At 71.7% G+C, this 25,548-nt stretch carries 24 protein-coding genes; 7 read left to right on the top strand and 17 right to left on the bottom strand.

Annotated features, from left to right (window positions below):
* Positions 1–4: 4 nt before the first annotated feature.
* The 3 genes from ACN4JJ_RS08070 to ACN4JJ_RS08060 all read right to left on the bottom strand — a co-directional run bounded on the left by ACN4JJ_RS08070 (position 5) and on the right by ACN4JJ_RS08060 (position 3,084).
* Entirely contained in the window at positions 5–784 is a 780-nt protein-coding gene (locus ACN4JJ_RS08070; protein ID WP_440709393.1) for a hypothetical protein, read from the bottom strand.
* A 71-nt stretch (positions 785–855) separates the two neighbouring features.
* Positions 856–2,478 carry a molybdopterin-dependent oxidoreductase gene (locus ACN4JJ_RS08065; protein WP_440709392.1) on the bottom strand — a complete coding sequence of 541 codons (1,623 nt, stop codon included), beginning with the start codon at positions 2,476–2,478 and terminating at the stop codon, positions 856–858.
* A gap of 201 nt (positions 2,479–2,679) precedes the next feature.
* A complete protein-coding gene (locus ACN4JJ_RS08060) occupies positions 2,680–3,084 on the bottom strand; it encodes a DUF3054 domain-containing protein (RefSeq protein WP_440709391.1) in 405 nt (134 codons plus the stop codon).
* A 216-nt stretch (positions 3,085–3,300) separates the two neighbouring features.
* On the opposite strand from ACN4JJ_RS08060, the gene ACN4JJ_RS08055 reads away from it, so the two are divergent.
* Both ACN4JJ_RS08055 and ACN4JJ_RS08050 read left to right on the top strand, forming a co-directional pair.
* A complete protein-coding gene (locus tag ACN4JJ_RS08055) occupies positions 3,301–4,269 on the top strand; it encodes an EamA family transporter (protein ID WP_440709390.1) in 969 nt (322 codons plus the stop codon).
* Positions 4,270–4,310: 41 nt separating this feature from the next.
* Positions 4,311–4,937 (top strand): gluconokinase, encoded by a 627-nt coding sequence (locus ACN4JJ_RS08050; RefSeq protein WP_440709389.1) that lies wholly within the window; start codon positions 4,311–4,313, stop codon positions 4,935–4,937.
* Here the strand turns inward: ACN4JJ_RS08050 and ACN4JJ_RS08045 are convergent.
* Positions 4,922–5,818 (bottom strand): SDR family oxidoreductase, encoded by an 897-nt coding sequence (locus tag ACN4JJ_RS08045; protein WP_440709388.1) that lies wholly within the window; start codon positions 5,816–5,818, stop codon positions 4,922–4,924. The two genes, ACN4JJ_RS08050 and ACN4JJ_RS08045, sit on opposite strands and share 16 nt — an antisense overlap.
* A 112-nt stretch (positions 5,819–5,930) precedes the next feature.
* Between ACN4JJ_RS08045 and ACN4JJ_RS08040 the strand changes: the two genes are divergently transcribed.
* Positions 5,931–6,500, top strand: a complete 570-nt coding sequence (locus ACN4JJ_RS08040) for a TetR family transcriptional regulator (protein WP_440709387.1) — start codon at positions 5,931–5,933, stop codon at positions 6,498–6,500.
* A 76-nt stretch (positions 6,501–6,576) separates the two neighbouring features.
* Here ACN4JJ_RS08040 and ACN4JJ_RS08035 read toward each other — a convergent pair whose 3' ends face one another.
* Together ACN4JJ_RS08035 and ACN4JJ_RS08030 are read right to left on the bottom strand one after the other, a co-directional pair.
* Positions 6,577–7,230, bottom strand: a complete 654-nt coding sequence (locus ACN4JJ_RS08035) for a TrmH family RNA methyltransferase (RefSeq protein ID WP_440709569.1) — start codon at positions 7,228–7,230, stop codon at positions 6,577–6,579.
* Between the two features lie 121 nt (positions 7,231–7,351).
* Entirely contained in the window at positions 7,352–7,957 is a 606-nt protein-coding gene (locus ACN4JJ_RS08030; protein ID WP_440709386.1) for a TetR/AcrR family transcriptional regulator, read from the bottom strand.
* Between the two features lie 102 nt (positions 7,958–8,059).
* On the opposite strand from ACN4JJ_RS08030, the gene ACN4JJ_RS08025 reads away from it, so the two are divergent.
* On the top strand, positions 8,060–9,121 hold the full coding sequence (locus ACN4JJ_RS08025) for a hypothetical protein (protein WP_440709385.1): 1,062 nt from the start codon (positions 8,060–8,062) through the stop codon (positions 9,119–9,121).
* A 25-nt stretch (positions 9,122–9,146) separates the two neighbouring features.
* Here the strand turns inward: ACN4JJ_RS08025 and ACN4JJ_RS08020 are convergent, their stop codons facing one another.
* The 5 genes from ACN4JJ_RS08020 to ACN4JJ_RS08000 all read right to left on the bottom strand — a co-directional run bounded on the left by ACN4JJ_RS08020 (position 9,147) and on the right by ACN4JJ_RS08000 (position 14,508).
* Positions 9,147–10,205, bottom strand: a complete 1,059-nt coding sequence (locus ACN4JJ_RS08020; protein ID WP_440709384.1) for a magnesium and cobalt transport protein CorA — start codon at positions 10,203–10,205, stop codon at positions 9,147–9,149.
* Between the two features lie 61 nt (positions 10,206–10,266).
* The gene (locus ACN4JJ_RS08015; RefSeq protein ID WP_440709383.1) at positions 10,267–11,637 is read right to left on the bottom strand and encodes an Nramp family divalent metal transporter; all 1,371 of its coding nucleotides are present in this window, start codon (positions 11,635–11,637) and stop codon (positions 10,267–10,269) included.
* Positions 11,638–11,700: 63 nt separating this feature from the next.
* Positions 11,701–12,375 (bottom strand): RES family NAD+ phosphorylase, encoded by a 675-nt coding sequence (locus ACN4JJ_RS08010; protein ID WP_440709382.1) that lies wholly within the window; start codon positions 12,373–12,375, stop codon positions 11,701–11,703.
* 33 nt (positions 12,376–12,408) lie between these two features.
* Entirely contained in the window at positions 12,409–12,735 is a 327-nt protein-coding gene (locus tag ACN4JJ_RS08005; RefSeq protein WP_440709381.1) for a hypothetical protein, read from the bottom strand.
* Between the two features lie 159 nt (positions 12,736–12,894).
* Positions 12,895–14,508, bottom strand: coding sequence for a SulP family inorganic anion transporter (locus ACN4JJ_RS08000; RefSeq protein ID WP_440709568.1), 1,614 nt, complete (start codon positions 14,506–14,508; stop codon positions 12,895–12,897).
* Positions 14,509–14,623: 115 nt separating this feature from the next.
* On the opposite strand from ACN4JJ_RS08000, the gene ACN4JJ_RS07995 reads away from it, so the two are divergent.
* Entirely contained in the window at positions 14,624–16,210 is a 1,587-nt protein-coding gene (locus tag ACN4JJ_RS07995; protein ID WP_440709380.1) for a TIGR03618 family F420-dependent PPOX class oxidoreductase, read from the top strand.
* 141 nt (positions 16,211–16,351) lie between these two features.
* Positions 16,352–17,086 (top strand): metal-dependent transcriptional regulator, encoded by a 735-nt coding sequence (locus ACN4JJ_RS07990; protein ID WP_440709379.1) that lies wholly within the window; start codon positions 16,352–16,354, stop codon positions 17,084–17,086.
* Positions 17,087–17,270: 184 nt separating this feature from the next.
* Here ACN4JJ_RS07990 and ACN4JJ_RS07985 read toward each other — a convergent pair whose 3' ends face one another.
* Genes ACN4JJ_RS07985 through ACN4JJ_RS07965 form a run of 5 tightly spaced genes read right to left on the bottom strand, consistent with a single transcriptional unit; the run spans position 17,271 to position 23,245 of the window.
* Positions 17,271–18,413 (bottom strand): cysteine desulfurase family protein, encoded by a 1,143-nt coding sequence (locus tag ACN4JJ_RS07985; protein WP_440709378.1) that lies wholly within the window; start codon positions 18,411–18,413, stop codon positions 17,271–17,273.
* Entirely contained in the window at positions 18,410–19,354 is a 945-nt protein-coding gene (gene nadC, locus ACN4JJ_RS07980) for a carboxylating nicotinate-nucleotide diphosphorylase (protein WP_440709377.1), read from the bottom strand. The genes ACN4JJ_RS07985 and nadC overlap by 4 nt, the downstream gene beginning before the upstream one ends.
* Positions 19,354–21,135 (bottom strand): L-aspartate oxidase, encoded by a 1,782-nt coding sequence (nadB, locus tag ACN4JJ_RS07975; RefSeq protein WP_440709567.1) that lies wholly within the window; start codon positions 21,133–21,135, stop codon positions 19,354–19,356. The genes nadC and nadB overlap by 1 nt, the downstream gene beginning before the upstream one ends.
* A gap of 53 nt (positions 21,136–21,188) precedes the next feature.
* On the bottom strand, positions 21,189–22,475 hold the full coding sequence (nadA, locus tag ACN4JJ_RS07970) for a quinolinate synthase NadA (protein ID WP_440709376.1): 1,287 nt from the start codon (positions 22,473–22,475) through the stop codon (positions 21,189–21,191).
* Positions 22,472–23,245 carry an NUDIX hydrolase gene (locus tag ACN4JJ_RS07965; RefSeq protein ID WP_440709375.1) on the bottom strand — a complete coding sequence of 258 codons (774 nt, stop codon included), beginning with the start codon at positions 23,243–23,245 and terminating at the stop codon, positions 22,472–22,474. The genes nadA and ACN4JJ_RS07965 overlap by 4 nt, the downstream gene beginning before the upstream one ends.
* A gap of 244 nt (positions 23,246–23,489) precedes the next feature.
* On the opposite strand from ACN4JJ_RS07965, the gene ACN4JJ_RS07960 reads away from it, so the two are divergent.
* Positions 23,490–24,635: a Fic family protein gene (locus ACN4JJ_RS07960; RefSeq protein WP_440709374.1), complete on the top strand. Its 1,146-nt coding sequence runs from the start codon at positions 23,490–23,492 to the stop codon at positions 24,633–24,635.
* A 40-nt stretch (positions 24,636–24,675) separates the two neighbouring features.
* On the opposite strand, the gene ACN4JJ_RS07955 is transcribed toward ACN4JJ_RS07960, so the two are convergent.
* Positions 24,676–25,473: a hypothetical protein gene (locus ACN4JJ_RS07955; RefSeq protein WP_440709373.1), complete on the bottom strand. Its 798-nt coding sequence runs from the start codon at positions 25,471–25,473 to the stop codon at positions 24,676–24,678.
* Positions 25,474–25,548 lie beyond the last annotated feature (75 nt).

Genomic DNA, 25,548 nt, shown 5'->3' with positions numbered 1-25,548 from the left:
CCTCTCAGCGGAAGAGGTGCCCGAGGCGCTCGATCGTGTCGGTGATCTTCTGTTGCTCCGACGAGGAGAGACCGCTGAACGAGGAAGCGCGGTTCGCGGCGTTCGCCTCGTCCCACACCCTCCGCACCGTTCGGGCCAGGAGCGGATCGAGTCCGTCGAGCGAATCCACTCGCCGGCTCACCCCGTCGGGCCCCGTCGCAGTGGCCCCGCCCGTGTCGAAACGGATGCTCCAATCGGTCGATCGCGCCGGCGCCCTCGTTCCCGTCGTGGACTCGAACAGGCCCGACCCGAACAGGCTCGATCCGAACAGGCTCGACCCGTCCGGCGCCGAAGCGGCCGGCCCCGACCTCGACGATCCGGCCCGCCCGTGGCGCAGGTCGTCGGCGAGCCGCTCGGCCCTCTCCCGCCCGAGCGTCTGCGGATCGGGGAGTTCGCCCCAGAGGATGACGCACCGCTCCGGTTTCCGAGGATCGATCGAGACCGGCACGATGTCGCCGGGCTCGGGCCACCGCGGCACCATGATCATCCGCTGGTACCGGACGGCCGTCGCCGGCACCCCGGGTGCTTCCACCACGAGGTCGATGGTGACCAGGCCCTGACTCGAGCCACCGCGGCCGTAGGTGGTCACCGACACGATCCGCCCCGTGCCGTCGACCCCGTCACGGAGTCGCCCGGGGCGACTGCGCCGACGGGCCAGCCAGCGAGCGACCAGGATGATGGCTACGAAGCTCAGGGGGAGCGAGGCCCAGAGCGGCAGCCATACGATCGCCGCGAAGATGTCCATCTCCTCAGATTAGCGACAAAGACTCACTTTATCCAGGTCGACCACGTGCGAGATGGGGGCACCGATCCGGGTCAGGTGACGGTGATCGTGCGGGTGGCCCAGCCCGTGGCGCCGTCGGGGGCCGGCGGGGCCTTGTCGGGGGTCTGGGTGTAGCCGGTGGCATCGGTGGCGCGCACCTCGAGGAGGTGCTGGCCGGGCTGGGCGTCCCAGTCGAGCACCCACTGCACCCAGGTGTCGACGCCGGCGGTCTCGGCGAGGCGGGCGGGCATCCAGTCGCCCCCGTCGACGCGCACTTCGACCGCCGTGATGCCGGTGTGCGGCGACCACGCGACGCCCGCGACGGGGACGGTTCCGGATGCGACGGACACGCCGTTCTTGGGCACGTCGAAGCGCGACTCGGTCTTGATGGGGCCGAGCGCCGACCAGCCGCGCGGGGTCCAGTAACCCTCGTCGGCCGCGAACGTGGTGACCTTCAGCTCGGACACCCACTTCGTGGCCGAGACATAGCCGTAAAGGCCCGCCACCACCATCCGCACCGGGAAGCCGTGCTCCACGGGGAGCGGCTCGCCGTTCATGCCGACGGCCAGGATCGCGACGCGATCCGCATCCTGCAGCGTGTCGAGCGGGGTTCCGGCGGTGAAACCGTCGACGCTCGTGGAGAGCACCATGTCGGCGCCCGCGCGCGGCTTCGCCCGGGCCAGCAACTCGCGGATCGGGTAGCCCAGCCAGAGCGCGTTGCCGATGAGGTCGCCGCCGACCTCGTTCGAGACGCAGCTGAGGGTGACGAGATGCTCTTCGAGGGGCAGCGCGAGCAGCTCGTCGAATGTGATCTCGATCTCGTTCTCGACCTCGCCGGTGATCTTCAGCGTCCAGCCGGCGCTGTCGACCTGCGGCACCTGCAGGGCGGTGTCGATGCGGTAGAAGTCGGTGTTCGGCACGACGTAGGGGGTGAGGCCGTCCAGGCCGAGGTCGGCGCCGGCCGGGACCGCGGCGGCCGGGGCGGCGGCGCGCGGCAGCAGGATCGCGTCGCGCGCGGCGCTCACGGCTCCGGCGGTCGCGTTCATCGAACGGGCGATGAGGCCGGCGAAGGCGGAGCCGATGCCGAAAGCACCCGCCGCCACGAGGAACCGCCGGCGGTCGAGCGCGATCTGGGTCGCCATCGGGGCCGGATTCGCAGGGCTGCGTTCCGCATCCTGCTGCCAGGTGCGCAGTCTCGACCGCAGCATCCGGAGCACCAGCACACCGGCGACCATGCCGAGCACGGTCGGCAGCGCCGAGAAGCCGCTCGCGCCGCTGCGGGTGGTGACGGCGAGCACGGCGATGCCGGAGACGAGCACGAGGAGGACGGTTCCGAACGGCGGGCGACGGAGCTCCAGGATGCCGGCCGCGGCGGCCAGGGCGAGAACCAGGATGCCAAGCAGCACCAGCAGGGCGACCTTGTCGCCGGTGCCGAACAGGCTGATGACCAGGTCTTTCACACCCGGTGGTGCGAGGTCGATCACGAACGAACCGACAGCGAAGAGGGGGCTGGTCTCCGACCCGGCGAAGACCGCGACGACCTCGGCCACGGCGAGCACCACGACCGCGGCGACGACGCCGGAAACGGCTGCCCACACGGTGACGCCCGTGGACCGCGCAGGCCGGCCCGGCCGCTGCGTGGCGGGCGTGGCCTGCGCCTCCTGCGTGCCGCTCATCCGCACATCCTAGGTTCGCGCGCTGGACGGCCGCCGTGCGTTCCCCGAGCGCCCGCGCTCGCGTTCACGCACCCCGGCTCTCGCGACTTGCCACATCTTGTGGCAAGTGGCCGCAAAAAGTGGCGACTTCTGCCAAGTCGCCACCGGCGGTCGCGCGCCGGCGGGAGCGGGTGCTGGGGCGGGAGCGGGTGCGGGTGCGCTTTAGCGGGTGCTGGGGCGGGCGCGGGAGCGCAGGCGGCGCACGAGGAGGGCGAGGGCGCGCCAGCCGACGAGGAAGACGCCGAGCACGATCGCGGTGACGATCACGAAGGAGAGCTGCACGCCCTGGCCGCTGAGCAGACGGAACACCATCCCCAGCACCACGGATGCGCCCCAGATCACGACACCGGCCGGGGCCACGCGCAGCGGCACCCGCCAGGCCCGCGCGAGCAGCCAGCCCACAGCTGCGCCCGCCAGGAACGGCCACGCCGTGGTGAGGAAGCCGACGAGCGCCGAGTCCTCGTCGTGACTGCGCCGCCCGATGGCCACGAAGACGAGCACCAGCACCACATCGATCACGCCGGCGAGCACCACGGTCCGACCACCTGAACGCCCATATCGACTCACCGCTCGAGTCTAGACACCCGCACGCCGCCGCCGACCCGTCACTTTGTCCCGCTTTGGACCCGGCAAAGCGGGACGAAGTGACGGGTCGGCGAAGTGGGGCGGGGGCGGGGGGTCGGGCGGGGAGCGGCGGGGCGGCGAGCGGGGTGTAGCGCAGCCACATCGAGGGTGAAGCAACGCCCGCTTGTGCGGGGGGAAGCGGCAGGCGAGGGTGGGGACATGCCCCTCCGCGACCGACTCCTCGCCGCCCTGGTCGCCGTGCTGTGGGGCGTGAACTTCGTGGCCATCCACTTCTCGCTCGAGCAGTACCCGCCGTTCTTCCTGGTGGGGCTGCGGTTCCTGCTGCTGGCGATCCCGACCGTGCTGTTCGTGAAATGGCCCGGGGTGAAGGTGCGCTGGCTGCTCGGCTACGGACTCGGCTTCGGCATCCTGCAGTTCGCCTTCCTCTACGCGGGCATGGAGGCCGGGATGCCGCCGGGGCTCGCCTCGCTCGTGCTGCAGGCATCCGCCCCGTTCACCGTGGTGATCGCCGCCGTGTGGCTGCGCGAGAAGCTCACCCTGGTTCAGGCCATCGGCATCGCCGTGGCGGTGGCCGGTCTCGGCATCATCGCGGCGGAACGGGCTGGCGTGTCCGCCCTGCTCCCGGTGATCCTCACCCTCTGCGGCGCACTCGGCTGGGCCTTCGGCAACGTGTGCAGCCGGCAGGCGAACCCGGTGAGCCCGCTCGGGATGACGATGTGGATGTCGGTGGTGCCGCCGATCCCGATGATCGCGCTGGCCCTCGTGGCGGAGGGTCCGGAGCGGATCGGCGAGTCACTCGCCACCAGCTTCACCCTCGAGGCGCTGCCCGCCGTGCTCGGCCTCGCGTACACGGTGCTGATCGGCACGGTCGTGGGCTCCGGCATCTGGACCACGCTGATGAAGCGCAATCCCTCCAGCCGCGTGGCCCCGTTCTCGATGCTCGTGCCGGTCGCGGGCTTCACCGCGGCCTGGCTCGTGCTCGGCGAGGTGCCGAACCTCGGCGACCTCGTCGGCGGCGCCGTCGTGATCGCGGGTGTGCTCGTGGCGACGCTGGGCGTGCGCGGCCGGAAGGGCCCCCGGATCGCGCACCCGACGCCGGGATCGGCGGCCGAATCGGCGGCGCCGGTCGTTCGCGAAGCCGAGGACGGTCGAGCGAACATCCGCTGAGCGGGCGGGCCCGGACGCCCGCGGTGTGGTCGGATGGAGGTATGCCCGTTCGCGCCGTCTTCGTCACCGGGGTCTCCGGCTCCGGAAAATCCACCGTGGGGGCGCTGCTCGCGGCGCGCCTGGGGTGGCCGTTCCTGGATGCCGACGACCTGCATCCGCTCGCCAACATCGAGAAGATGTCGGCCGGTATCGCCCTCGACGACGCCGACCGGGCGCCCTGGCTCGAGGCCGTCGGGCGCGCCGCCGACCACGCCGCGGGAGACTCGGGCGGCGTGGTCGTGGCGTGCTCGGCGCTGCGGCGCGTCTACCGCTATCTGCTGGCGGCGGAGTGCGCCGGGTCGTTCTTCGTGCAGCTGCTCGGCGGATCCGAGCTGCTCGCACAGCGCCTCTCGGCCCGCGTCGACCACTTCATGCCGCCCGCCCTGCTCGGCTCGCAGCTCGCGGTGCTGGAGCCGCTCGGGACGGGCGAGGCCGGGGTCGCGATCGGCGTCGCCTCGACCCCGGACGCGGTGGTCGAGACCATCGCCGGCGCGCTGGGCGCCGAGACTCTTACGGATGGCGCGGAGACTCGCACGGATGGCGCGGAGACGCGCACGGACGGCGCAGGGAATCGGTCGGACAGCGCAGGGACTCGGACGGATCGCGCAGGGACTCAGACGGGGAAGTAGGCTCCCGCCGCGAAGTCCTCGAGCAGGGTCGGACCTTCGGGCGCCCAGCCGAGGAGGTCTCGCGTGATGCTGCTCGACGACGAGAGGTCCATGGCGAAGAACGCGCCGAGGAATCCGAAGTGCGCGACGGCGTCGGCCGGGTCGACGGAGGCCACCGGCAGCCCGAGACCGCGGCCGATCGCCTCGGCGATCGATTTCGACGAGACGCTCTCCTCCGCCACCGCGTGCAGCAGCGCGCCCGCCGGGGCCTTCTCGAGCCCCAGGCGGATCATCCGCGCGGCGTCGGAGCGGTGCACGGCCGCCCAGCCCGTCGCGCCGTCGCCCACGTAACCCGAGACGCCCTTCTCGCGTGCCGTGGCGACCAGGTACGACACGAAGCCGTGATCCCCCGCGCCGTGCACGGTCGGCGAGAAGCGGAGGCTGATCGATTTCACGCCCTGGTCGATGTAGTCCAGCGCGAGGTTCTCGGTGCCTCCGCGCGGCGCATCCGGGCCGCTGAACGGCGACCGGTCGTTCTCGGTCGACGGCCGGCCCTGGGCGAGGCCGGCGACTCCGGCGGCGAGCAGGAACGGCCGGCCCGATCCGGCCAGGGTGTCGCCGAGGGCCTGCACGGCGGCGCGCTCGGCGCGGTTGGACTCGGCCGGGTTCGACCAGTCGTGCTTGTTGGCGAGGTGGATGACCGCCTCGGCTCCCGCCGCGCCGGTGCGCAGGCTCTCGAGGTCGTCGAGGTCGCCGCGCAGAACGGCGGCGCCCTTCACCTCGAGGGCGGCGGCCGAGGCGTCGGAACGGGCGAGGCCGGTGACCTCGTAGCCGTGGGCGAGCAGCTCGTCGACGGTGGCGGAGCCGATCCAGCCGGATGCTCCGGTGACGAATACGCGCATGATGTCTCTCTTCGTTCGATGGGGGTCAGGGGAATGCGATGTCAGTGACCGACGTCAGTGACAGACATGACTGTACACCTGATGTCGCTGTCACCACCGCTATGCTGAACACATGGTGCGATGGGAACCCGGTGCTCGCGACCGTCTGCGCGCGGCCGCGATCGAGCTCTTCACCGAGCGTGGCTTCGAGGCGGTGACGGCCGCCGAGATCGCGGAGGCGTCCGGCCTCACGGAGCGCACCTTCTTCCGGCACTTCGCCGACAAGCGCGAAGTGCTGTTCGACGGCCAGAACTTCTTCCAGACCGTCTTCGTGGAGAGCGTCGCGGCCGCACCCGCCGACGCCTCGCCGGTGCAGACGGTGGAGTTCGCGCTGCACACGGCCGCGGCATCCTTCTTCCCCGACGAACGGCGGCCCTACTCGCGCGTGCGACAGGGCATCATCGACGCGAACGCCCCCCTGCAGGAGCGCGAGTCGCTGAAGATGGTGTGGCTGGCGCAGGGCATCGCCGAGGCCCTGCGCGCCCGAGGTGCATCCGAGGCGCAGGCCGCGCTCGCGGCCCAGTCGGGCGTCACCGTGTTCGGCGTGGCCTTCGCCCGCTGGCTCGCCCCGGGCGAGCAGCGCTCCCTCCCCGAGCTGCAGCGCGAGGTCTGGTCCGAGCTGCGCGGTGTGCTCACCCCCTGATGCTCCGGCACCGCCTCAGCAGAGGCTGGCGCGACATCCTGCGGTATGGGCGCGACATCCTGCGGTATGGGATGGACTAAGCGAAGGGGACGTGCTGGGTGATCCAGGCGTGCATGGCGACCGCGGCGGCGGCACTCGCGTTGATCGAACGGGTGGAGCCGAACTGCGAGATCTCGACCACGGCATCCGCCGCCGCCAGCGCCTCGGGCGAGAGGCCCGGGCCCTCCTGGCCGAAGAGCAGCACGCAGCGCGCCGGGAACGCGAAGGTCTCGATGACGACCGAGCCGGGCACGTTGTCGATCGCGATGATCGGCAGGCCCGCCTCGCGCGCGAAGGCCACGAAGGTCGCGACATCCGGATGGTTCGACACGTGCTGGTAACGGTCGGTCACCATCGCGCCGCGCTTGTTCCAGCGCTTGCGGCCGATGATGTGCACGGTGTCGGCGGCGAAGGCGTTGGCGCTGCGCACGATCGAGCCGATGTTCATGTCGTGCTGCCAGTTCTCGATGGCCACGTGGAACGGATGCCGGTGCTCGTCGAGGTCGGCCACGATCGCGTCCATCCGCCAGTAGCGGTAGCGGTCGATCACGTTGCGGGTGTCGCCGCGCTCGAGCAGCTCGGGGTCGTACCGCGCCGCATCCGCCCCCGACGGCAGCTCGCCCGCCCACGGCCCGACGCCCCCCGCGCTCAGCTCGAGGCTCGCGCTCGAGCCCTCGCTGGCACTCGGCATGGGCTGGGGATTCTCGTCAGGCACCCCGCAAGGCTACCCACCTTCGTCGACCCGTCACTTGGTCCCGCTTTGAGGCCCTGTAAGCGGGACCAAGTGACGGGTCGGCGCAGAGACGGGGTGATCAGGATGCGGGGAGCGCCGCGAAGTCGAGCAGCGCGACCGCCGCGAGGTACTGCTCGGGGTCGAAGCCCGGAGCGATCGCGGCCTGAAGCAGGTAGCCCTGGCAGATGCCGACCACCACGGGGACGATCGCGTCGGCGCGGGCGGAGGCTGCGGCATCCGGGACCCCGGCCCGCACGAACCAGGCGCGGAAGTACGAGGCGTACAGCCGCCGCAGCTCGGCGATGAACTCGGCGATCATGGACGCGAGCTCGGGCTCGCGCGCGGCGATCGCCCACACCTGCACCAGGATGGCGCTGCCCCCGAGCTCGGAGGTCATGCCCCCCACGAAGGTGCGCACCACCTCGTCCGGGTGCGGCAGCGGGTCGCGGGTGGACAACCCCTCGAGGTCGCGCCCCCGGCCCCGCAGCACGTCGCGGACGACGTGGGCGACGAGTTCCTGCTTGTTGGCGTAGTGCAAGTAGATGGCGCCGGCCGACAGCCCGGACTCGGCGATGATGTCGGCCATCGACGTGGCCTCGAACCCCTTGCGCGCGAAGCAGCGCAGCGCGGCCGTGGCGATCTGGCGCCGGCGCTCGGCGCGATGGTCGTCGGTGACTTTCGGCATGCTCCACTCCAAAAACGAATGACCGTTCTTGACAAGGGTAGCGGGCCACCTCACAATAAAGAACGGTTATTCGTTTTTTATGGTTGAAGAGAGAAGAAGAGCATGTCCCGTCCGCACACCCCGTGGAGCCGCGTGGCCCTGATCGGCATCGGCGCCTCGCTGATCGTCGGCATCTTCGTGCTCGCCTTCTCCTGGCCCTCGGTCACCTCGAGCGTTCACGCCGTGCCGGTCGTCGTCGCAGGCGATTCCGCCACGGCCGACGCGGTGGCCGACCAGCTCGAGCAGAGCGCCGGCGACACCTTCACCGTCAGCCGGGTCGAGACCCGCGACGAGGCCGAGGCGGCCATCCGCTCGCGCGACGCCTTCGGCGCGGTCGACGCCTCCGGATCCGTGCCCGAGGTGCTCACCGCCTCGGCGAACGGCGTCGTCGTGAGCCAGATCTTCACCGGCCTCGCCGAGCAGCTGCAGCGGGCGTTCGATCAGCAGCTCGCCGCCCAGGGAGTCGCCGCCGATGCCGTCCCCACCATCGCGGTGACGGATGTCGTGCCGCTCGCGAGCAGCGATCCGCGCGGCGCCGGCCTCACCACGCTGTCGTTCCCGCTCGTCATCGGCGGCGTGATCGGCGGTGTCGTCGTGAGCCTGCTCGTGGTCGGCGTCTGGCGCCGGCTGGCCACGGTGGTGCTCTACTCGGTCGCGGGCGCCGTGATCGTGGTGGCGATCGGCCAGGCCTGGTTCGGCGTGCTGCAGGGCGACGCGGTGCTGAACACGCTGGCGGTCGCAGCATCCGTTCTCGCCGTCAGCGCGCTGATCGTGGGGCTCACCTCGATCCTCGGCGCCAAGGGGATCGGCATCGGCGCCGTGCTCGCGATGCTGATCGGCAACCCGATCTCGGGCGCCACGCAGCCCTGGGAGTTCCTGCCCGAGCCCTGGGGCGCGATCGGCCAGTTCTTCCCGCCGGGAGCGGGCGCCACGCTGATGCGCGACCTCTCCTACTTCCCGGATGCCTCGACCCTGCAGCCCTGGCTGGTGCTCGGCGGATGGATCGCGCTCGGCATCGTGCTGATGGCCGCCGGCCACTTCAGGAACCGCGCCGTCCTGCCGCCGGCCGACGGCCCGGAGCCCGGGAACGGGAACAGCCACGCCCCGCAGCACGCCGCCGCGTGACCCGGCCCGTCACGGGCTCAGCCGGTCACAGCCACTTGTTGCGCTTGAACACCGAGTAAAGCACGAACGCGAGCAGCAGCATGGCCAGGATCGCCAGCGGGTAGCCGAAGACCCAGTGCAGCTCGGGCATGACATCGAAGTTCATGCCGTAGATCGCGGCGATCAGCGAGGGGGCGAAGAGGATCGCGGCCCATCCGGAGATCTTCTTCACCTCCTCGCCCTGCTGGATGCTGGTCTCGGAGAGCTTGCGGGTGTCTTCGGCCAGCTCCAGGCTCGCCTCGGAGATGCGCCGCATCTCGTCGTTCTGGCGCTGGGTGGCGAGCGTGGAGTGCACGGTGAGCGCGTTCTGCAGGGTCGCGCGGAAGGAATCCGCCCGCCCCACGATCTGCAGCACGTGATCGAGCACGTCGCGCAAGCCCCGCTGCAGCTCGAGGTCGACCTTGTACTTCTCCGATCCGCGCAGCAGCGCCTCGAGCATCGAGGTGAGCGGATGCACGGCCCGCTGGAACTCCATCACCTCGCCGAGCAGGTCGTAGATGCGCTTGGAGACGTTCGGATCGCCGCCGAACAGCTGCTGCTCGATCTCGTCGATGTCGTTCTCCAGCCCCGCGAGCACCGGCCCGTACTCGTCGACCACCTCGTCGACGATCGCGTAGAGCACCGCCTCGGGGCCGAGCGCGAGCAGTTCGGAGTTGCCCTCGAGCCGGCGCCGCACGCGGGCGAGGTCGGGCGACTCGGCGTGCCGGATGGTGACCACGAAGCCCGGGCCCACGAACACGTGCAGCTCGCCGAACTCCACCTCCTCCTCCTTGTCGAGGTAGCGCGCGGGGCGCAGCACGAGGAAGAGCGTGTCGCCGTAGCGCTCGAGCTTCGCGCGCTGGTGGCCGGTGAGGGCGTCTTCGACGGCGAGGTGGTGCAGGTCGAACTCCTGCTCGACCGAACGGATCTCCTCGGCGTCGGGCCGGTACAGGCCGATCCAGGCCATGCCGTCGTTCTCGCGCATGAGCTCGTAGGTCTCGTCCAGCGAGTCGGGGTCGTGGATGCGCCGGCCGGCCGCGTAGACGGCGTTGTCGATGATGGGCATGGGCTCAGATTATGCCGATCGGGTGAATGATCGGTGACGCGTCGGGTGCGCGATCGTGAGGCTACGCGGCGCCGGTCACGGTGAGCACGATCAGCACGACGTTGAGGGCGACGATCAGGGCGACGACTGTCCAGGCGGTGGCCCTCACGGGCATCCGGTCGGCGAACTCGCCCATCACGGCGCGGTCGCCGGTGAGACGGATGAGCGGAACCAGCGCGAACGGGATGCCGATGCTCAGCAGCACCTGGCTCAGCACCAGCGCCCACGTGGGGTCGATGCCTGCGCCGAGCACGACCAGCGCGGGGATGAGCGTCACCACACGACGGGCCAGGATGGGCACCCGCACCCGGAGCAGGCCCTTCATGATGACCGATCCGGCGTAGGCGCCGACGGAGGTGGAGGCGAGTCCGGAGGCGAGCAGGCCGACCGCGAAGATGGTGGCGATGGCGGGGCCGAGGGCGGCGGCGATGGCGTCGTAGGCGCCCGGGATCGTGTCGGTGCCGTCGACGCCGCGCAGGCTGGACGCGGCCAGCAGCAGCATCGCGATGTTCACGGCGCCGGCCAGCACCAGCGCGATGACCACGTCGGCGCGGGTCACCCTCAGCAGCCCCCGCAGTCGCTCGGCACCGGCCCCGTGCGGCCGGGTCCCGCGCTCGGTCGCGCTTCCCGCCGCATCCGCGCTGCCGCCGAGCGTGAAGTCGCTCTTCTCCGCTTCGGCGGCGAAGGCGGCGTGGTGCCGGTCGCGGGCGAGGGCGGAGTGCAGGTAGATGGCGTGCGGCATCACGGTGGCGCCGAGCATGCTCGCGGCCAGCAGCACGGTGGGGGCGCCCTCGAAGCGCGGCACGAGCCCGTCGGCGGCGGCCAGCCAGTCGACGTTCGACACGAAGATACCCGCCAGGAACCCCACGGCGATCACCGCCAGCAGCCCGATGATGATGAACTCGAAGCTGCGCTGGCGCCGCGCCGACTGCACGAGCAGCAGCACCATCGACACCACGCCCACGATCGCGCCGCCGAGCACGAGCGGCAGCCCGAACAGCAGGTTCAGGGCGAGCGCCCCGCCGATCACCTCGGCGATGTCGGTCGCCGCCGCCACCAGCTCGGCCTGCAGCCAGAACGCGCGCCGCCCCCAGGGCCGGGTTCGCGCCCCCACGTGCTCGGGCAGCGTCATCCCGGTCACGATGCCGAGCTTGGCCGACTGGAACTGGATCAGCACCGCCATCGCGTTCGCCAGCACCAGCACCCACACCAGCAGGTACCCGTACTGTGCCCCCGAGGTGAGGTTCGCGGCAACGTTGCCGGGGTCGACGTACGCGATCGAGGCCACGAACGCGGGCCCGAACAGGGCCAGCGGATGCCACCACCGAGGCCGCGGCACGAACGCCGCCCCCGCACCGGAGGCGGGCGGCGCCGGCGTCGCACTTTTAGGCATGCCGAAAAATTAGCACACAACGGTTTAGGCCCACCGAAAAATCTACCTGCGGTCGTGGGCGCTCTAATCCACGAGGATCCCATGCCTGTCGACTACAGCGAGCGGGTCGGCATCCGTCGGCGTGATCCGCCGCTCCTCGCGCACCTCGAGGTGAGCGCCCTCGAAGATCGCCCAGCACTCGTAGTCGTTGCTGAGCTTGGACAGGTAGCGGATCCCACCGTAGAGCGGATCGCCGGCATCATCCGTGGCGGATCGCGCCCACGTCGCCAAACCACGAGTGAGGAGTCGGGACCGGCCCCGCTCCGCCGGCACGTCCAAGAGCGGTACGCCGAGATCAGTCAGCAGCGGGCTGGCCTGCTCCGTCAGCAGGACATGCGTCCGAGCGTCCTCGATGTCGACGAAGGGAAGAGAATCCCGCACGCGCAGCGAGCGGATGACCCTCGCATCCCGCCACGCCGCACCGAGGGAAGGTCGACGCAAGTCGCTCGCCGAGGCTCCCGCCGTTGCAAGGCGCTCGAGCAGCGTCACGCTCACCCGGAAGTGGGCGGCGGTCTCAGCAAGGGCGGCCTGGACCGTGCTTGCTGCATAGAGGACACCCGAGCCGAGCACGTCGAAGCGGTTGCCGGCCCCATCGAGCGCGGCCGTGGCTTCATCGATCCGGGAGAAGCGCAACGCGGGGGTGAGCCTCTCCACGCGAAAGAGCACTCCGGGCGGCATGACGACCGGGATGAAGCGCACAGTCGACATTCACTCATGTTAAGGCATGCGCACTCAGCCCAGATCGACGTAAGTCCTGGCAGCGGCCATCACCTCACGCGCCCGACCGGCAGCCAGCATCTCGGCGGGATTCTCGTCGTCGAGCTGAGGATTCATTCCCATGAACCACGCCCGAACCACGTCCGGCGACTCTACCGTGCGCAGGATCTCGACGATCTGCACCGCGTCGATGATGCGACGTCGGTCCTCATCACCGCGCGGCCCCTGGCCGGCTGACCAGCGCGAAACGGTCTTGACGTCTCTGTCGACGATCACCGCCACGAGACCTTTGCCGAGGATGTCGGAGAGAACCTCGATCGCGGCACCGAAATCGGTCTTCAAGGCTCGAACGTGGGCCTGATGACGACCTTGCCGAGCGTCGGGAACAGCGAGTGCGTGGGACATTGGACGACCTCCGTTCCTCGATTGTACCTGAAATGTCCTCCGAATGTCCGTCCTGTGCGCCCATCGGCACCCGTCTGCGCGAGGCGACGGCGGGACCTACGCCTCGCGGGTGGCGTCGAAGGCCGTGAGGCGGTCGTGGAAGAGGGTGCTGCGCTCGTCGAGGCCGGCGAAGTCGACGGCGAGGCCGTGCGCGTGGAACTTGGTGCGCACCGAGTCGAGGGCGGCGACCGTGGAGGCGTCCCAGATCTGCGAGGCGCTGAAGTCGACCGTGACGGCGACCTCCGCGGGCGCCGGGGCGAGCGCGGCGTCGTCGGCATAGCGGAACTGCTCCACCAGGTCGTTGCTGCTGCCGAAGAAGAGCGGCCCCTGCACGCGGTACAGCACGGCAGGCGCGGCGCAAGTGGGGGCATCCGGAACCGGCGCGACCGGCTGCACCACAGCATCCGGAACCGGCGCACCCGGCCGCACCACAGCATCCGGAACCGGCGCCGCCGCACCGGCCGGGGGCGTCACGACGCGCTCGACGCGGATGACGTGCGCCACCCGGCGCGCGAACAGCACCATCGCGAGCACCACGCCCACAAGCACCCCCACGGCGAGGTTGCCCGTCGCCACCACCACCACGATCGTGACGGCCAGCACGAGCGTCTCGGGAAGAGGCATCCGCCGCAGCGTCGACGGCCGCACGCTGTGCCAGTCCACCGTCGTGACGGCCACGATCATCATCACGGCCGCGAGCGCCGCCATCGGGATCTGCGCCATCACGTCCGCGAGCAGCGTCACCATCAGCAGCAGCACGAGCCCGGCCGCCACCGTCGAGATGCGCGTGCGAGCCCGCCCGACCTTCACGTTCAGCACCGTCTGGCCGATCATCGCGCAGCCCGCGATGCCGCCGTAGAAGCCGGCCAGGATGTTCGCGATGCCGAGCGCCCACGACTCGCGGCTCTTGTGCGAGCGGGTGTCGGTGAGGTCGTCGACCACCTTCGCGGTGAGCAGGCTCTCCATCAGCCCCACGAAGGCCACGCTGAGCGCGGGCGCCCAGATGATCTGCAGCGTCTCGAGGTTCAGCGGCACCAGCAGCGGCGTGATGCCGGGCAGCGCGCCGCCGATCGTCCCCTCGTCGCCCACGTTCGGCACGTCGAGGTTCGCCACGATCACGATCGCCGTCACCAGCACGATCGCCACCAGCGGCGCGGGCACCGCCTTCGTCACCCGGGGCAGCGCGAGCACCACGGCCACGGTCAGCGCGAACAGTGGATACACGATCCACGGCACGTCGATCAGGTGCGGCACCTGCGCCGCGAAGATCAGCACGCCGAGCGCGTTCACGAAGCCGAGCATCACGCTGCGCGGGATGAACCGCATCAGCCGCGCGAGCCCCAGCACCCCGAACGCGATCTGCACGATGCCGGCCAGGACGATCGCCGGCAGCAGGTACTCCACCCCGTGGTCGCGCACCAGCGGTGCCACCACGAGGGCCACGGATCCGGCCGCCGCCGTGACCATCGCCGAGCGCCCGCCGAGCACCGACATGCTGATGGCCAGAACGACGGATGCCACGAGACTGACCCGCGGGTCGACCCCCGCCACCACCGAGAACGAGATCACCTCGGGGATGAGCGCGAGGGTGGTGACGATGCCCGCCAGCACCTCGCGGCTCAGGATGCGCGGCGAGCGCAGCGCCCGCACGGTGTCGCTCTGCGTGACCATCTGCCGCACGGACATGCGCGTGCCGGCGTCGCCGATTGGAATCGAAGTACCCCCGTGGTAGCCGGCGACCGCCGGGGTTCCAGAATACCAGCGCCCGCGGGCCAGAATGGTGTGCATGGACTCCGCCGCGCATCCCACCGCCCCCGTCGTCTGGGCCGGTTCGTACACCGAAGAGGCGGGCGGTACCGGCGCCGGAGTGACGCCGCTGCGGCACATGGCCGACGGATCGCTCGTCGTGGCCGGACCGGCCTTCGCCCTGCCGTCGCCGACCTGGCTGACCGCGCATCCGGAGCTGCCCGTGCTCTACGCCGCCTCCGAGTCCACGGGCCGGGTCTCGGCGTTCGGAGTGAGCGGCGACGTGACGGCCGCGGCGCCGCGGGAGCCGTCGCTCGCCCCGCTCGGCCTGAGCCGGGCCGCCGGAGCGGCCGTCTGCCACCTCGCCGTCGATCCGGAGGGCCGCTTCGTGGTGGCCTCGTGCTGGGGTGACGGCGCCGTCGTGCTGTTCCCGCTCGACGCCGAGGGCGCGCTCGGCGAGGGAGTGCCGGCACCCGCCGCCGCCGATCCACACGCGGGCGACGAGAGCGTCGCGATCGATGCGCACACCGGCGAGCCGCGCACGAGCCGGGCCCACTCCGCCCTGCTGCTCGACGCCACGCACCTCGTCACCACCGACCTCGGTTACGACCTGCTGCGCTTCTGGCGACTCGACGACACCGACGGCCTCCGGCTCGTGCTCGAGCAGGAACTCGTCCTGCCACCCGGATCCGGCCCGCGCCATCTCGCCCCGCTGCCCGAGGGCCGCCTGCTCGTGATCACCGAGTACTCGATCGAGCTGATCGTGGTCGACCGACCGCATCCGGACGCCCCTTTCCGCATCGTCGCCGCCCACGACCTGCTGCCCGAGGCCCCGCGCCCCGGCGAGAGCGGCTCGGGCATCGCGGTGGCCGACGACGGCCGCACGGTCTACCTCGGCATCCGCGGAAGCGACCGGATCGTGCCCGTGCGGGTGCAGCCCGACGGCTCGTTCGACGTTCTCGCGCCGTTCGCCAGCGGCGGCGAGCTCCCCCGGGCGGTCGCGGTCGACGGGCTGCGGCTGCACGTGATGCACCAGGGCTCGGGAAGCGTGACGAGCCATGCCCTGGACGGGGCGACCGGGCTGCCCGACGGGCCGCCGGTGCAGACGCCGCTGGCCTCGGTCACGACGCTGACGTTCCCCTCCTGGAGCACCGCGCGACCGGGATCCGCCCCGACGTCGCCCGTGCCCGCAACCGAACCCGCTCCCGCCCGCGCATCCGTACCCGGCGGCGCACCACACGGCCTGCTCACACCGGAGGGCGAGGCCTTCGTCACCGACTACCACCTCGCCACCCTGGCCACCCTGCGCACCGACGGCAGCCCGCACCAGGTGCCGGTCGGGTTCACCCTCGAAGGCCGCACGGTGCGCATCATCACCTCGGGCACCTCTCAGAAGGTGCTCAACGTGCGCCGAGGCGGCCGCGCGAGCGTGAGCCAGGTCGAGCGCGCCCGCTGGCTGAGCTTCGAGGGCCCGGCGCGCATCCTCGACGACCCGGATTCGGTGGCCGACGCCGTTCGCCGTTACGCCGCCCGCTACCGCGAGCCACGACCGAACCCGCAGCGCGTGGTGATCGAGATCACCGTCGAGCGCGCGATGGCCTCCTCCGGCCTCTTGCTCGAGCCCTGACGGGACCCGAGAGGCCTCCTTCGGTCAGCGGATGCAGAAATGTCGAGGAGTGACCTCGTATACGGCCTCACTATCGCCGAAATCTGCATCCGCTAACCGAATCGGCTGCCGAACGGCCCAGAGCCTAGGCTTGGAGGCATCATGACGACGCACGCGCCCGCACCCCGTCCCGCCCAGAAGACGATCGCCGGGCAGGACACCGCGGCCGAGAACTACCTCAAGACCATCTACGCCCACACCGAGTGGCAGCCCGATCCGATCACCCCGTCGGCCCTCGCCGGGCGGTTGGGCGTCGCGCCCTCGTCGGTCACCGAGATGGTGAAGAAGCTCGCGGCCGCCGGGCTCATCACGCACGTGCCCTACGGCCCGCTCACCCTCACCCCCGAGGGCCGCCTGCGCGCCGTCGGCGTGGTGCGCCGGCACCGCCTGATCGAGACCTGGCTGGTGCGCGAGATGGGCTACGAGTGGGACGAGGTGCACGACGAGGCGGAGGTGCTCGAGCACGCCGTGAGCGAGCGGCTGCTCGATGCGATCGACGAACGGCTGGGGCGGCCGGTGCAGGATCCGCACGGCGACCCGATCCCCTCCGCCGCCGGCGTGGTGCCCGACTTCGACGCGGTGTTGCTCGCCGACGCCGCGCCGGGCCACGAGGGCCACGTGGTGCGCATCAGCGACCGCGACCCCGAGCTGCTGCGCACCCTCGCCGAGAGCGGCATCGGCCCCGGCACCGCCGTGCGCGTCGAGACGGCCGAGGAGGCCGGCTACGACCCGATCGCCCTCGGCGACGGCGTCGTGCTCGCGGTCACCGGCGCGGTCGGCACGCCCCCCGTCGAGATCGCCCCCGCCTCGCTCGACGCCATCTGGCTGAGCAGCTAGCTGCGGGTCGCGCCGGGCTTTGCTCGGCGTGACCGGGCGGCGCCGGTCCCTGTCCGGCGCCGGGCGACATGTGAGTGTGCGGTCGGAGGACGCGGCCTTCGGTCGCATCCTCCGGCCACCCACTCACCCTGGGTCGTCGGGTACGGCCTGTCGGGCTTGAGTGTCGTGCTCTTGCGCAGGCGGATCAGGAGCCCAGGGCGTGGAGGGTGGCGAGGGACGCCTCGAGGGAGGAGAGCGCGGTGGTCAGGTCGGCCTCGGTGGTGGAGGACGTGAAGGTGAAGCGGACTGCGGTCTGCGCGACCTCGGGGGCCAGGCCCATCGCGAGCAGGACCGGGGAGGGCGCGTCGTCGCCGGCGGCGCAGGCCGAGCCGCTGGAGACGAGCACGCCGCGCTCCTCGAGCTGGAGGAGGACCGATTCGCCACTGGTGCCGGGGAAGCAGAACGAGGCCACCGAGGGCAGGCGGTGGGCCGGATGCCCCGTGAGCACGGCGGCGGGGATGCGGTCGAGCACACCGCGGATGAACTCGTCGCGCAGGGCCGTGATGCGCACGGCCGCCTCGACGCGCTCCGCCTCGGCGAGCGTGAGGGCGGTGGCGAGTCCGACCGCGAAGGCCACGTTCTCGGTGCCGGATCGGGCCCCTCGTTCTTGACCGCCGCCGTGCACGAGCGGCTCGAGCCGCAGCCGCTGCCGAGCGGCGAGCACACCGATGCCCTTGGGCGCCCCGAGCTTGTGGCCCGAGAAGCTCAGCGCATCCACCCCGAGGGCGTCGAGCCCGAGCGGCAGCCAGCCGGCCGCCTGCACGGCATCCGTGTGGAAGGGCACGCCGAGGGCATGCGCGCGCGCTGCCAGCTCGGCGATCGGCTGCACCGTGCCCACCTCGTTGTTCGCCGTCATCACGGTGGCGAGGGTGGTGTCGGGGCGGAGAGCGGCAGTGAACTCGTCGGGGTCGACCAGCCCCGTGGCATCCACCGGCACGACGGTCACCTCGAAGCCGTGCATCCGCTGCAGGAACTCGACCGATTCGACGACCGCCGGATGCTCGATCGCGCTGAGCACGACATGCCGGCCCCGAGGCGCGGCCAGGGCGATGCCCTTCACGGCGAGGTTGTCGGCCTCGGTGCCGCCCGAGGTGAAGACGATCTCGCTCACCCGGCAGCCGAGCACCTCGGCCACCGTGCGGCGGGCGGCGGCGAGTGCCCGCGAGGCCGAGTCGCCCACGCCGTGGTGGCTGGACGGGTTGCCGAACTCGCCGGTGAGGAACGGCCAGATCGCCTCGAGCACCTCCCGGCGCACGGGCGTGGTGGCGGCGGCGTCGAGATAGATCACGGGCGGGCGGGCGCGGCGGCGGCGGGGGCCGTGGGAGCGAGGGGCGTGGCGGCGGGCGCCGCGGCGGGGACGGTGGTGGCGGCATCCGGCACGAAGCCCACGTCGAGGCCCAGGTCGAGCGAGCGCACGCTGTGGGTGAGCGCTCCCACCGAGATCACGTCGACCCCGGTGGCCGCGATCGCCGCCACTGTGTCGAGGTTCACCCCGCCGCTGGCTTCCACGAGCGCCCGGCCGCCGACCTGTTCGACGCCGGCGCGGAGGGCGTCGAGGCCGAAGTTGTCGAGCATGATCGTGTCGATGCCGGCGGCCAGCACCGGCTCGATCTGCTCGGCCCGGTCGACCTCCACCTCGAGGTGGGTGGTGTGCGAGAGCTGCGCCCGCACGGCCGTGAGGGCCGCCGTCACGTCGCCGCCGTGCTGGGCGGCGAGCACGGCGAGGTGGTTGTCCTTCGCCATCACGGCGTCGGAGAGCGAGAAACGATGGTTGTGCCCGCCGCCGTCGCGCACGGCCTGGCGCTCGAGGGCGCGGAGGCCGGGCGTGGTCTTGCGGGTGTCGACGATCCGGGCGCGGGTTCCGGCCACGAGGGCGACGTACCGGGCGGTGAGCGTCGCGATGCCGCTCATCCGCTGCACCAGGTTGAGGGCCACACGCTCGCCGCGCAGCACACCGCGTGCGGGACCGCTCACGGTGGCGAGCACGGCACCGGCGGCGAACCGCTCGCCGTCGGCGACGTGGAACACCGTGCGGATGCGCGGGTCGACCTGCCGCATCGCGGCCTCGAACACGGCGGACCCGCTGAACACGCCCTCCTCCCGCGCGCCGAGCGTCGCCTCGACCTCGGCGGCCTCGGGGATGAGCAGCTCCGAGGTGATGTCGCCCCACGGGGCGTCTTCGGCGAGCGCGCGCGAGACGACGTCGTCGATGATCTGGGCGGTGAGCATCAGGCGGTGACCTTCTCTGGAGTGCGGGCGGGCGCTTCGGTACGGGCGGGTGCCGGCGCCGTGTCCGGCGCGGCGGCGGCTGCGGGGGCTGCTTCGGCCGCGGTCGCCGCCGTGACCGCGTGGGCCACGGTCGGCACGAGACGCGGTGACGGATGCGCGCGCGACAGCACGAGATGGCCGGCGAAGGCGGCCTCGACACCGGGGAAGTCGCCGCGGAAGTGCGCGCCGCGGGACTCCTCCCGTGCCAGCGCCGACTCCACCACGAGGCGCGCGATCTGCACCAGGTTGGCGGTCTCCAGCCGGGTGAGGTCGAGATCCGCTCCGGACCGGGTGTCGATGCCCCACCCCGCGAGCGTCGCACGGGCGGCTCGGAGCGCGTCGCCGTCGCGGCCGACCCCCGCGCTCGCCCACATCAGCTCGTGCAGCTCGGCCCGCGTGGGCTCGCGCCACTCAGCCCGTGAGGGCTCGTGCGTCTCGGCGCGACCGGGGGCCGGCGCGCGCGAGTCGGGCGCGGCGGACGCGACCGCGGGCTCCGCTGCCGCACCCGCGAGCGCCTCGGCGAGCGCGGTCGCCGCGCGGTGCGCGAAGACGAGCGACTCCAGCAGCGAGTTCGAGGCCAGCCGGTTGGCACCGTGCACACCGGTGCACGAGACCTCGCCCACGGCCCACAGGCCCGGGACAGAGGTGCGCCCGTCGAGGTCGGTGGCCACGCCGCCCATCCAGTAGTGCGCCGCCGGAGCCACCGGTACCGGTTCGTGCGCCCAGTCGAGGCCGTTCTGCCGCATGGCGGCGGAGATCGTGGGGAAGCGGCGCCCGAGCTCCTCGACGCCGATGCCCGTGGCATCCAGTCGCACCGGCTGACCCGAGCGCCGCATCTCGGCGGCGATCTCGCGGGCCACGACGTCGCGAGGGGCGAGCTCGGCGAGCGGATGCCGCCCCACCATGAACCGCTCGCCGGCACCGTTCACGAGCACCGCGCCGTCGCCGCGCACCGCCTCCGACACCAGGAAGGCGCCGGGTACGGCGAGCGCCGTCGGGTGGAACTGCACGAACTCGACATCGGCCAGCACGGCCCCCGCGCGCCAGGCGGCCGCGGCCCCGTCGCCGGTGGCGACGATGGGATTCGTCGTGAACGGGTACAGCTGGCCGATGCCCCCACTGGCCAGCACGACGGCGTCGGCGGCGAGCACCTCCCGCGCTCCCCCGCGCACCACCTCGACCCCCACCACGCGGCCGGCATCCGGAACCGTCACCAGATCGGCCAGGAAGGTCGACGACATCACCGCGATACCGGCCCAGCGCACCGCCCGCACGAGTGCGCTCTCGATCGAGAGGCCGGTGGCGTCGCCGCCCGCGTGCAGGATGCGGTGCATCGAGTGCGCGCCCTCCAGGCCGGCGTCGAACGGGGCATCCACGGCACCGCCTTCGCGGTCGAAGCCCACGCCCCAGGCGATGAGGTCGCGGATGCGCTCGGGCCCGTCGCCGCAGAGCGCGGCCACGGCGGCGGGGTCGGACAGCCCGGCTCCGGCCGCCAGCGTGTCGGCGACGTGCGACTCGACGGTGTCGCCCGGCATCACGGCCGCCGCGATGCCGCCCTGCGCATAGCGCGTGTTGCTGTCGTCGATCGTCGACTTCGTCACGACCGTCAGCTCGATCGGCACCCCGCGCTCCCGGCAGCGCGCCTTCAGCGTCAGCGCGGTCACGAGCCCCGCGACGCCGCTGCCCACCACGACCACCCGCCGTGCCCGCCCGCGCCCCGCGGCACTCGTCGCAGCACTCACCTCGGGGCCCGCCGCACCCGCCGCACCCGGCGCGCCCGCCGCCTCGAGTGCGCTCACGGCCGGGCCGCGAGCATCCGCTCGAGCGCCACGCGGGCCGGCACGGCCACGTCGTCGCCCACGGAAATCCGGTTCACCACGCGGCCGGCCACGAGCTCCTCCAGCACCCACGCGAGGTAGCCGGGGTGGATGCGGTACATCGTCGAGCAGGGGCAGATCACGTCGTCGAGGCAGAAGATCGTGTGCTGCGGGTACTCGTTCGCCAGGCGCTGCACGAGATTGATCTCGGTGCCGATGGCGAACGTGGTGCCGGCGGGCGCCGCGGCGATCGCCTTCACGATGTAGTCGGTGGAACCGGCGCCGTCTGCTGCGTCGACGACCGGCATCGGGCACTCGGGGTGCACGATCACGCGCACGTCGGGGTGCTCGGCCCGCGCCTTCTCGATCTGCGCCACCGTGAACCGCTTGTGCACCGAGCAGAAGCCGTGCCACAGGATGACCTGCGCGTCGAGCAGCTCCTCTGAGGTCGAGCCGCCGAGAGCCTTGCGCGGGTTCCACATCGGCATCCGCTCGAGCGGCACGCCCATCGCCTTGGCGGTGTTGCGGCCGAGGTGCTGGTCGGGGAAGAACAGCACCCGCTGCCCGCGCTCGAACGCCCACTCGAGCACGGTCGCCGCGTTCGAGGAGGTGCACACGATGCCGCCGTGCCGCCCGCAGAACCCCTTGAGGTCGGCCGAGGAGTTCATGTAGGTGACGGGGATGATCGGCACGCGACCGTCCGCGTCGGGCGACGTTCCGTAGATGTCCTCGAGCTGGGCCCAGGCGTCTTCGACCGAGTCGATGTCGGCCATGTCGGCCATCGAGCATCCGGCGGCCAGGTTGGGCAGGATCACCGACTGCGACGGCTTCGCCAGAATGTCGGCGGTCTCGGCCATGAAGTGCACGCCGCAGAACACGATGGCCTCGGCATCCGGAACCGTCAGCGCCGCGTTCGCGAGCTGGAACGAGTCGCCCACGAAGTCGGCGTACTGCACCACCTCGTCGCGCTGGTAGAAGTGGCCGAGCACCACGACGCGGTCGCCGAGCGTCTCCTTGGCGCGACGGATGCGGGCGTCGAGCTCGATCGCCGAGGCCGTCTTGTACTCCTCGGGCAGTTGACCCTGCCGGGGCGCCTCGGCCGGGATCGGATCGGCCATCGACGCGCCCGGCCCGTACGACGGCGGCTGCAGGTCGAAGACCCAGGGGCCTTCGGCGAGCTCGGGGGTGCAGGTCGATCCGGAGACGCCGGGGGCGCCCTGGGTGATCAGCTGGATCTCGTTGTCGACCGACAGGGTGCGGGTCATGTTCGCGGCTTTCTCGAGGGAGTGGTGGTTCGCGTCAAGGGCCCGCGATCGACGGGTTCGGCGCTGTTGTTGTAGCGGTACAGCTTCGGGGGGCGGTAGCTGGTGCCCGTGACGCGCTTGCCGGTGGGCACGACGGTGTTGGAGCTCTCGATCTGCCGGCGGAAGTTCGCCGGATCGAGCGTGCGGCCGAGCACGGCCTCGTGCACCTCGCGCAGTTCGGCGAGGGTGAAGGTGTCGCCGAGGAAGGCGTGCGCGATGCGGCTGTACTCCACCTTGTTGCGCAGCCGCCAGAGGGCGTACTCGATGATGACGTCGTGGTCGAAGGCGAGGTCGGGCAGGTCGTCGACCGAGAACCAGGCCACGTTCGTGGGCTCGGATGCCCCGGCTCCGGCCGCGCTCGCCTCGTCGGCATTCACGAGCGCCCAGTAGACGATCGACACGACCCGGTCTTTCGCCCCGGCCGGCGAGCGGTCGAGGGTACCGAAGGCGTACAGCTGCTCGAGGTACCCGGGTTCGAGCGCGGTGGTGGCCGCGAGGGTGCGCGCGGCGGCCGCCTCGAGGTCTTCGTCGAGCCGGACGGGCCCGCCGGGCAGCGCCCACTGCCCCTCGTACGGCGGGCGGATGCGGCGCACCAGCGGCAGCCACAGGCTCGGCAGGGCGGTGGGCCGGTCGGGCCGCAGCCCGAAGATCACGGTCGACACGGCGAGCGCGATCGATCCCGCCGTCGGCTCCGCTGCCTCGACGGCTGTCGCTGCATCTTGCTGCGCCATCCCGCTCACCCCCTAAAGGTGAACCCGACTATAACCCTTAGGGTCGGAATAACCCAAACCGCTGGGAGTCAATGGGTAGCGTCGCTAACCTGAGATAAGCCTCGCGTTATCTCAGGTTAAGGCGATAAACTGAGATAACAAACGGACTATCGCAGGTTTGGAGGCGATCATGAAGTGGCCCCCTCACGCGCGTCAAACCATCGATTGGTCGCAGTCGCGCCGCGCCGGCACGAAGGCAGACCGTATGCTCACGGCGATCGAGGTGTCGATACCTCCCCGGATAGCGGCTACCCCCACCCCCGACCTGGCCTCGTCGACAGAGCGCGAGGCCATCGCCGCGATCACGCGTCTGGACGAGACGAACCGGTCCGCTCCCGGCGCGGGCTTCGGCGCGCTGCGGCACATGCTGATCCGCCTCGAGTCCGTGGCCTCGTCGAAGATCGAGCACCTCGATGCGTCCGTCGAGGACTACGCGCGCGCCGTGGCAGGCAGCCGGGCCAATGACTCCGCCACCGCGATGGTCGCGGCCTCAGAGGCGGTGGCCTCCCTCGTCGATGCCACGTCGCCGGATCGGGCGATAACGGTGGGCGACCTGCTCACCGCCCACCGCGCCTTGATGCGTGACGATGCCCATGAGAGCGCCGAGGCGGGCTCCGTGCGCCAGGTGCAGAACTGGATCGGCGGCAGCGACTACGCTCCGCGCAACGCTCTGTTCATCCCGCCGCCGCCCGAGCTCGTCGCCGAGTTGCTCGACGATCTTCTCGTGTTCGCAGCCCGCTCCGACCTGCCCCCGCTCACGCAGGCTGCCGTCGTCCACGCGCAGTTCGAATCGATCCATCCGTTCTCCGACGGCAACGGCCGTATCGGGCGAGCGCTGATCCAGGCGGTGCTCCGCCACCGCGGCCTCGCCCGCGACACCGTGATCCCGATCGCCTCGGCCCTCGTGGCCGACCAGACGGGGTACTTCGCCCTCCTGAACGCCTATCGCGACGGAGACCCGGAGCCGATCGTGACCGGCATCTCGCGTGCAGCGACCATCGCGGCCGAGGCCTGCCTCACGCTCCCGGGCATGCTCGCCGGCCTGCCCGTCGGATGGCACTCCGAGGTCAGGCCCCGCGCCGGATCGGCGGCCGCCGGCCTCATCGAGCTGCTGCCGGCGCATCCGGTCGCCACCGCATCGAGCGTGCAGTCGGCGCTCGGCGTGAGCTACAACGCGGCCAACGGCGCCATCGCCACACTCGCCGAGGTGGGCATCCTGACGCCCTTGAACGACCGCCTACGCGATCGGGCCTTCGCAGCCCATCAGGTGCTCGCCGAGCTGACCGACCTCGAGCGCACCATCCGCGACCGGGTCACAGCCGAACTCCGAACCGCGACCCCGACGTCCTGACCCGCCGGCGCAGACTCCTCGAGCACCGCCGGCAGGAAGCTCAGCCGCTCGTGCAGACCGGCTGCATGTTCTCGTCGAAGCGGCAGATGAGCTGCGGCATCGGCGGAATCGGGATCGAGATGTAGTCCGGACCGGATTCCCCACCGGATGACGAACCCTCGCCCGACGACGAGGCGGCCTCGTCGGCCTGGCGCGCCACCTCGGCGGCGGCTGCCCCTTCGACCTGCGCATCCTGCGCGGCCCGGATCAGTGCCACGAGCTCGAGCAGCTGACGCGGAGTGTCGTCGGTGGCCGGAGCGGCCGCGGCGGCCTGCTGCGCCACGATCGCACCGTAGAGCTGGTCGCGCACGGCTTGGGGCGCATCCGGGGTCTCGTCGTTGACGACCCGGGCAGCCGTCTCGATCACACCCGTGCGCACGGTGCCGATCGCCGCGTACAGGGCGGACAGGTCGGCGGCGATGCTCGCCTCGTCGACCGGCGGAGTCGCCTGGCTCGCCGCCGGGCCACCGGCCGCGGACAGCTGAGCGACCTGCACGGATGCGTCGAGCTGCTGCACGGCCACGTCGAGAGCGGTACGGGCCTCCAGCGAGGCGAATCCGTCGGACCCGGCCACCAGCGAACGTCCGGCCACCACCAGAGGCTCGGCGATCGGATCGAACGCCACCACCTGCTCGATCGGCATCGGCGACGACGTCGCTCCGACCGCCGTCGAGTCCGGAGACGCCCCGGACGTGGGAGCCGGCCCCGCGCATCCGGAGACCGTCACCGCGATCGCGACCGACACGGCCAGGACCAACGCGGCCCTGGTCGCGCCTGACTTCGCAGCTCGACCGCTCATGGATCCGCCCCCCTCGTTCGTACCCCTAGGCCACTAGGCCCCTAGGCCCCTAGGCCCCCAGGAGATCCTAGGCCG

The organism is Herbiconiux dendrobii (assembly GCF_052048175.1).
In the GTDB taxonomy this organism is placed as follows: Bacteria; Actinomycetota; Actinomycetes; order Actinomycetales; family Microbacteriaceae; genus Herbiconiux.
This window is presented reverse-complemented; position numbering and strand designations above follow the sequence as displayed.